The organism is Wolbachia pipientis, from assembly GCF_023661085.1.
In the GTDB taxonomy this organism is placed as follows: Bacteria; Pseudomonadota; Alphaproteobacteria; order Rickettsiales; family Anaplasmataceae; genus Wolbachia.
In genome coordinates this window covers 1-7572 of record NZ_JAHDJT010000062.1, presented here as the reverse complement: position 1 = coordinate 7572, position 7572 = coordinate 1, and the positions used below count along the sequence as shown (strand labels likewise).

Genomic DNA, 7572 nt, shown 5'->3' with positions numbered 1-7572 from the left:
TCTTTTTTGCCGAGTGCGAGTTAGTGCAGCTTTAGATTGACTGAAATAAATGCGTAATTCTATAACCTTTACTGAGATCCAATAAAACAAGATTTGAAATTTTGTGCGATGTCGTTAATTATAGCGAGATATGCCTCTTTTCCAGGTTCTATGTCTGACCCAATAGGATCAAGAATTACCATTTTTGCGTCATTAGAGAGGGATTTAGGTTTTATGCTATCTTCTTGTGAAGAAGAAAATATACATTTAATGTTTTCTTCCTTCATCATCTTTCTTAGTTTCATCAAACTTCTCATACCCATGTAAGCATCCTCTTCTATAGAAAGAATGGCACTTGGGTGACTTAAGCCAAAATATTTTTCAAAATATTGATAGGCATCGTGGGTAACTATATATTTTTTGCTTTTAAAGCCATTCAATTCTCTCGTAATTTTCTCTGCTTCTTGGTCTATCTTCTTTATAGCTCTCATTGCGTTTTGGTTATACTTATAAGAATTTTCTTTATCTATACGAGACAGCGTTGTACTTATAGAAAGTATCATGTTCTTTGCATTCTCAGGACTAAGCCAAATGTGTAGGTCTTTTTCGTCTTGAATATGAATGATATGTCTAGAGAATGAATGTGGTCGAGCAGGGAGTAGGTTAACTGCCTTTGATAACTGCACAAGTTTTTTATTGCCTCTAGCGAAGGTTTTAACAAATGTTTCTAGATTATCATCAACGTAAAATATGACATCGCTTGACTCTAAATTACTTGCATCAGATGGCTTTAATGCATGATCATGTACAGATGCTGTACAGGCAAGCAAGAGTGGTTTTGAAATTCCATCCGTAACAGAGGCTACAAGAGAATGTACAGGCTTTATTGTAGCTACGATTTTTAAATTGGATGAAAAGGCAGTACTGTGATATAATGTAAACAAAAGTGATAGAAAAGAAGCCAGTAAATGTCTCATGAAAACGTTGAGAAAAAATTAAATTTTGTCAAAAAGTTAAACAATGTCAACAGCAGTGTCCTAAAGATAGAAAACCTTGCCCTTGCATATGATAATAAGAAGGTTCTCGATGGTATTAATATATCAATAGAGAGGGGAGATGTAGTTACTATACTTGGTCCAAATGGTGGAGGTAAAACCTCTTTGGTAAAGGCAGTTGCTGGTATAAATAAGAACTGTACTGGTAGTGTCATGTTTGCTGACGATATAAAAATCAGTTATATGCCACAAAATTTTAGCATCAGTAATTTGATGCCGATAACAGTTGAATATTTCCTTTTAAATAGCTTCTCAACAAAATTGAAGAAAGATCAATCAATTATTACAAAAGCGATAGAATTGGTTGGTATTGGCAACATTTTGAAGAATCAAGTGTTAGAGATTTCTGCAGGGCAAACACAATTATTGCTGCTTGCACGCTGTTTAATCGCAGAACCTGACTTAATTATTCTGGATGAGCCGGTCAGTGCAATGGACGTTAGCGCACGGGCTAAGTTTTACGATATTATAAGTAAGATAGCAAAAAAACGACTGGTTTCGATTCTTATGACATCTCATGATTTAAACTCCATAGTACCATGTTCAGATTATATAATTTGCATAAATAATACTATCTATTGCCAAGGTAAGCCTGGTGAAATGATGAAGAATAAAACTCTAAGTGAAATATTTGGCAGTTACGCAGCAAAATGATTCAAAATATTCTGCGTCTTTTGTATATAACCGCAGTGCTGACTCGTTACAACATATTACCTTGTTTGCTTGCTCCTTCAAGGAAGTCAATAAACAAGATACAAGGCTACAAACTAAAGTGTGCTCTTGAAAAATTAGGTCCAGTGTTTATTAAATTTGGACAATCCATTTCATCACGTACTGATATTTTAAATGAGGATATAACAAATAACTTATTGTTAATATGTGATAGGCTGCCATCTTTTTCACACAAGATAGCAGTTAAAACTATAGAAAGCGAATTTAATTGTAAGTTAAGTGACATTTTCTCAAGTTTCTCTGAAGAGCCAATTGCAGCAGCATCAATTTCTCAAGTGCATAAAGCAACTACAACGGAAGGTAAAGAAGTTGCGGTGAAGATTTTAAGGCCAAATATTGAGAGAGCATTTTCAAGGGATATAAAAACACTTTTTTGGCTTGCAGAGGTTACAGAAAGATTTAGCGAGCAATCAAAAAGGCTAAGGCCAATCGAGCTAGTTAAAACTTTTGCTGAAATTTGCCGATTAGAGCTAGACCTACGTTTTGAAGCCGCTCATTCTTCGGAGCTAAAGGAGAACACAAGAAACGACAGAGGTTTTTATGTACCTGGAGTGGATTGGAGCAGGACTTCAAAAAAAGTTTTAACGTTGGAATGGGTAGAAGCAACACCAATATACGAGGTTGAGAAACTAAATAATCATAAGCAAATAGCTGTAAATCTTATAGAATCGTTCTGCAATCAAGTATACAGATACTGTTTCTTTCATGCAGATATGCACCCTGGAAATCTAATGGTCGATAGTAACAACAATATTGTCGCCCTCGATTGTGGAATCATGGGCCGAATAGACCGCGAAACGTGCTATTATGTGACAGAGATATTGAAAGGTTTTTTAAATCGGGACTACGATCACGTTGCAAAGGTACATTTTAGAGCTGGCTATGTCTCAGCACATCATAAAAATTTCGTTACAGCGTGTAGAGCAATAGGTGAACCTATTATAGGACAGCCTATGCAGAAAATTTCTTTTGCTAGTTTACTTGCTCAATTGTTCAAAATAACTGGTGATTTTGATATGAAAGTTCAAACACAATTGCTATTACTGCAGAAAACTATGATTTTACTAGAGGGAACATGTAGAAAAATCTACCCTGAGATCAATATGTGGAAAATAGTTGAAGCATGGACGGAGAATCAACATAAAAATAAAATAGGTTATAGGGAAAGAGTAAAAAGTTCTTATCCCGTAAAGACAATTCAGGAAGTATTCAGCCTTGTAGAAAAATTGAACCTAATAGCTGATCAAAAACTAGAGAATATCCAGGTTAAGATTAGATCAAATCGAAAGACCTATTTTTTACTGTGGTTTGTAATCGTGGTGCTAATCATTAAACTTTTCATTTTCTAATAAGTGTTGCTTTTTAAGTTGCGATAGTTAAAATAAATGAAGTTTACCTCGGTCCCGCTACCTGCTAGCGGGATCTATGACGTAGGATTGCACTAGCTGTATAGTACCGAAAAGTGCGTTATTGCTAAACAATTGCGTGAGGGATCTGATTTCTGAGTTTAAAGTTTTTATTGTCTATAGAGGATAAGCTGTTACAATAAAAAAATTAAAGATAGAGAAAACTTCAAGTTATGCAAGATGATACTAAAAAAAAAACGACGATAGAAGAAAAAGGCATATTGGGTTGGATAGAATATAGATTACCTATATTTTCTTTTCTAAAGCACATTGCTTCTTACCAAGTGCCAAAAAATCTAAATTATGCTTGGAACTTTGGCTCTTTGGCTGGTATAGCGCTAATTTTACAAATAATAACGGGTATCTTTCTTGCTATGCATTACACTCCGCATGTCGAACACGCATTTAACAGCGTGGAGCGTATAATGCGTGACGTTAACTATGGATGGCTGATACGTTACACTCATGCTGTTGGGGCATCGCTCTTCTTTATGGTGGTCTATGTTCATATAATGCGTGGGTTATATTATGGATCTTATAAAAGGCCACGAGAGATGGTCTGGTTTATTGGTATATTTATATTCTTTGCAATGATGGCAACAGCTTTTATGGGATATGTTCTCCCTTGGGGGCAAATGAGCTTTTGGGGTGCAACAGTTATAACTAACTTATTTTCAGCTATACCTTTAATTGGTGATAAAATAGTTGTATGGTTATGGGGAGGCTTCTCTGTTGATAATCCAACGCTCAATCGTTTTTTTGCTCTGCATTACCTTCTGCCTTTTGTCATTGTCGCTTTAGCTATGCTGCATGTCATTGCTCTGCATAGATTTGGCTCTGGTAACCCAAGTGGGACAGAAGTAAAATCAGATAACGATACCATTCCGCTCTACCCTTATTATATAGTAAAGGACTGTATAACTTTTGGTCTGTTTTTTATAGTTCTGTTTGCGTTTGTTTTCTACGCACCCAATTATCTAGGGCACCCCGATAATTATATAGAAGCTGACCCTATGGTAACTCCAGTACATATAGTACCGGAATGGTATTTTTTGCCTTTTTATGCAATGTTGCGTTCAATTCCAAATAAGCTTATTGGTGTGCTTACCATGTTCGGGTCTATTTTAGTATGGTTTTTATTACCTTGGCTCGACAAATCAAAAGTTAAAAGTGGTGCTTATCGCCCATTATTTAAGAAATTTTTCTGGGCTTTCGTAGTAAATTTTGCATTTCTTACCTGGCTTGGGGGACAGGAAGTTAAAGAACCTTACATTACCCTAAGTAGGTTTTCCACTCTTTATTATTTTACATACTTTGTAATAGTTTTACCACTGCTCAGTAAGTATGAGAAACCAGAGAAACCACCAAAAACCATAAGTGATTCTGTGCCGGAGATGAAGTAATGCTGATTAAAAATATATTAGCTATGTTCTGCATATTATTTCTCGCTCATTTTTTTTGTGCTGAAGAGTTTAAGCCATCACCAAATAAAAAAATGGACTGGAGTTTTGATGGAATTACTGGGTCTTTTGATAGGGAGTCAATTCAACGTGGCTATAAAGTATATAAGGAAGTTTGTGCTGCTTGTCATTCAATGAATAAAGTGGCATTTCGTAATTTGCAAGATATCGGTTTTTCTGAAGAGGATGTGAAACAGATTGCAGCCTCTTATCAAGTTAAAGATGGTCCGAATGATTTAGGTGAAATGTTCGATAGACCGGGAATACCTTCGGATTATTTTATCGCACCTTTTGATTCGAAAGAAGCAGCTGCAGCAAGTAATAATGGTGCAGTTCCACCGGACTTGTCATTAATTATTAAAGCGAGGCACGATGGTGCAAATTATGTCTATTCACTGCTGACAGGTTATCAAAACGGTGAACACAATGAAAATGATTTATATTTTAATCCGTATTTTCCAACAGGTAAGTTAGCTATGGCACCACCACTTTCTGAAGGAATGGTAGAGTATGACGGTACAAGGCAGGCTACAGTTGAAAACATGGCATATGATGTGGTAAATTTTTTACAATGGGCAGCAGAGCCGGAACTAGAGCACCGACACAAGCTTGGATTTAAAGTGGTAGCATATTTTGTAATTTTAACAGTGTTTTTTGTGTTAACTAACAATAAAATTTGGAGCAAGCTCTATAAAAAGAAAAGATAAAGTTTTTTATTGCTACTCACTTTCATACCTTATTTACACTAACAAGTATATTAATAGTAAATGTATTATGAAAATATAGGAACTATGGAATTTCAAATCGTTACACATTTTAAACCAGCCGGAGATCAGCCACAAGCAATCGATAGCTTAGTTGCAGGGCTAAACAGCAACAAAAAAGATCAGGTTTTGCTTGGAGTTACTGGCTCTGGAAAAACTTTCACTATGGCAAGCGTTATCGCAAGAACAAACAGGCCTGCATTAATTATGGCGCACAACAAAACTCTAGCGGCGCAGCTTTATGAGGAAATGAGAGGATTTTTTCCCCATAACGCTGTTGGATACTTCATTTCTTATTATGATTACTATCAGCCCGAAGCCTATTCGCCACAAACTGATACTTATATTGAAAAGGACTCTGTAATTAATGAAAGAATTGACATGCTGCGTTATTCTGCTGTTTGCTCTCTTTTGGAGCGCAGGGACACAATTGTAGTTGCCAGTGTTTCCTGCATATATGGTCTTGGTTCGCCCGAGAGCTATCTCAATATGACCTTGACTTTAAGTGCTGGAGATAAAATTCGTGTTAATGATTTCCTGAACAATTTAGCTAATCTCCAATACAAGCGCTCTGATGTCAGATTTGAGAGAGGATATTTCAGAGTGCGCGGCGATATTATCGACATATTTCCTGCCTATTACGAGAACAAAGCTTGGCGTTTATCGCTAATGGGTGATGAAATAGAAGAAATTTCTGAGATTGATGCTATGACCGGCAATATCATCAAACGCATAGATAAAATCACCATTTTTCCAAACAGCTATCACATTACCTCACGTGAAACTCTATTGCAGGCGGTTCAGCTGATCAAAAAAGAGCTGCATGAACGCTTGGATTATTACTATTCACAGAACAAAATTGTTGAAGCAAAGCGCCTTGAACAGCGCACCAACTTTGATATCGAAATGATGCTAGCAACAGGAACGTGTAAAGGTATCGAAAATTATTCGCGTTATCTCTACGGTATGGAAGCTGGAGATGCAACGCCTACTTTGTTTGAATATTTACCTAAAGATGTAATTTTATTTGTCGATGAGAGTCATGTTACCGTTCCTCAGGTTGGCGCGATGTATAGCGGTAATGAGGCGCGTAAAAAAAAATTGGTGGACCACGGATTTAGGCTCCCTTCTGCTTTTGATAACCGTCCATTAAAATTTGAAGAGTGGGAAGCAGTGCGGCCGCAAACCATTTTCGTTTCCGCTACTCCCGGAAAATATGAGTTGGCAAAAACCAATAATGTATTCATAGAACAAGTTATTCGTCCAACGGGGCTTACAGATCCAATCTGCATTATAAAGCCAACAGAGACTCAAGTTGATGATGTGATTCACGAAGCGCAAGTAACGATAAAGAAAGGGTTTTGTGTTCTTATTACCACATTGACAAAAAAAATGGCTGAAAAGCTAGCCGAACATATGAGTGAACTAAATATGAAGGTGAGTTACCTACATTCAGATATTGGTGCGCTGGAGAGGATTGACATTATATGCAAACTAAGATCGAAAGAAATCGATGTTCTAGTTGGTGTTAACTTACTGCGGGAAGGTCTTGATATTCCAGAGTGTGGATTGGTTGCAATTTTGGATGCTGATAAGGAAGGATTTTTGCGATCAGAAACTTCGCTCATTCAAACAATAGGTCGTGCTGCGCGCAATGCCGAAGGTAGGGTAGTTTTATATGCAGATAAAATGACCGGTTCTTTAGACCGTGCGTTGAAAGAAACAGAAAGAAGAAGAAAGAAACAACAAGAATATAATACACTACATAATATTACACCAAAAACTATAATAAAGGCTATATCAAATACTCTACAAGATAATGTAGCAGCCGAGAGAAAAGTCGATATTAGTAAGGACGATTTAGTCAATTTAGAAAAGCAGATGTTAAAACATGCTGAGAATCTAGAGTTTGAAGACGCAGCAAAAATAAAACGTATTATCGAAAGATTCGGCAGACTTCCTGCAAACCAAAACTAAGCAGAAAGAAAGCAATTTACTAGCTACGCCATGCTGCTGCAGGTCTCACGTGAATTCCGCTTGCAACTAACCTTTAATTATAAACATTAAGAAATTTACTAAATGAGAAAAAGGCAAAAGAAGCCCTGGTCAGTATTTATTTTTAGTATTGGCGTTTTTATGTCTTAAACGCTGCAATTTAGCTGCTTTTAAGCGCAAC

General features: G+C 36.5%; 6 protein-coding genes. 5 read left to right on the top strand and 1 reads right to left on the bottom strand.

The window, feature by feature from the left end:
* Positions 1–68 precede the first annotated feature (68 nt).
* Positions 69–956, bottom strand: coding sequence for a zinc ABC transporter substrate-binding protein (locus DM84_RS03535; protein ID WP_250778365.1), 888 nt, complete (start codon positions 954–956; stop codon positions 69–71).
* Between DM84_RS03535 and DM84_RS03530 the strand changes: the two genes are divergently transcribed.
* From DM84_RS03530 to uvrB, 5 genes are all read left to right on the top strand, one after another.
* A complete protein-coding gene (locus tag DM84_RS03530; RefSeq protein WP_250778364.1) occupies positions 948–1688 on the top strand; it encodes a metal ABC transporter ATP-binding protein in 741 nt (246 codons plus the stop codon). The genes DM84_RS03535 and DM84_RS03530 overlap by 9 nt on opposite strands.
* Positions 1685–3115 carry a 2-polyprenylphenol 6-hydroxylase gene (gene ubiB, locus DM84_RS03525; protein ID WP_250778363.1) on the top strand — a complete coding sequence of 477 codons (1431 nt, stop codon included), beginning with the start codon at positions 1685–1687 and terminating at the stop codon, positions 3113–3115. Before DM84_RS03530 ends, ubiB begins: the two co-directional genes overlap by 4 nt.
* A gap of 230 nt (positions 3116–3345) precedes the next feature.
* Positions 3346–4575, top strand: coding sequence for a cytochrome b (locus DM84_RS03520; RefSeq protein WP_250778362.1), 1230 nt, complete (start codon positions 3346–3348; stop codon positions 4573–4575).
* Positions 4575–5339 (top strand): cytochrome c1, encoded by a 765-nt coding sequence (locus tag DM84_RS03515; protein ID WP_250778361.1) that lies wholly within the window; start codon positions 4575–4577, stop codon positions 5337–5339. The genes DM84_RS03520 and DM84_RS03515 overlap by 1 nt, the downstream gene beginning before the upstream one ends.
* 84 nt (positions 5340–5423) lie before the next feature.
* On the top strand, positions 5424–7373 hold the full coding sequence (gene uvrB / locus DM84_RS03510; protein ID WP_250778360.1) for an excinuclease ABC subunit UvrB: 1950 nt from the start codon (positions 5424–5426) through the stop codon (positions 7371–7373).
* Positions 7374–7572: the final 199 nt, after the last annotated feature.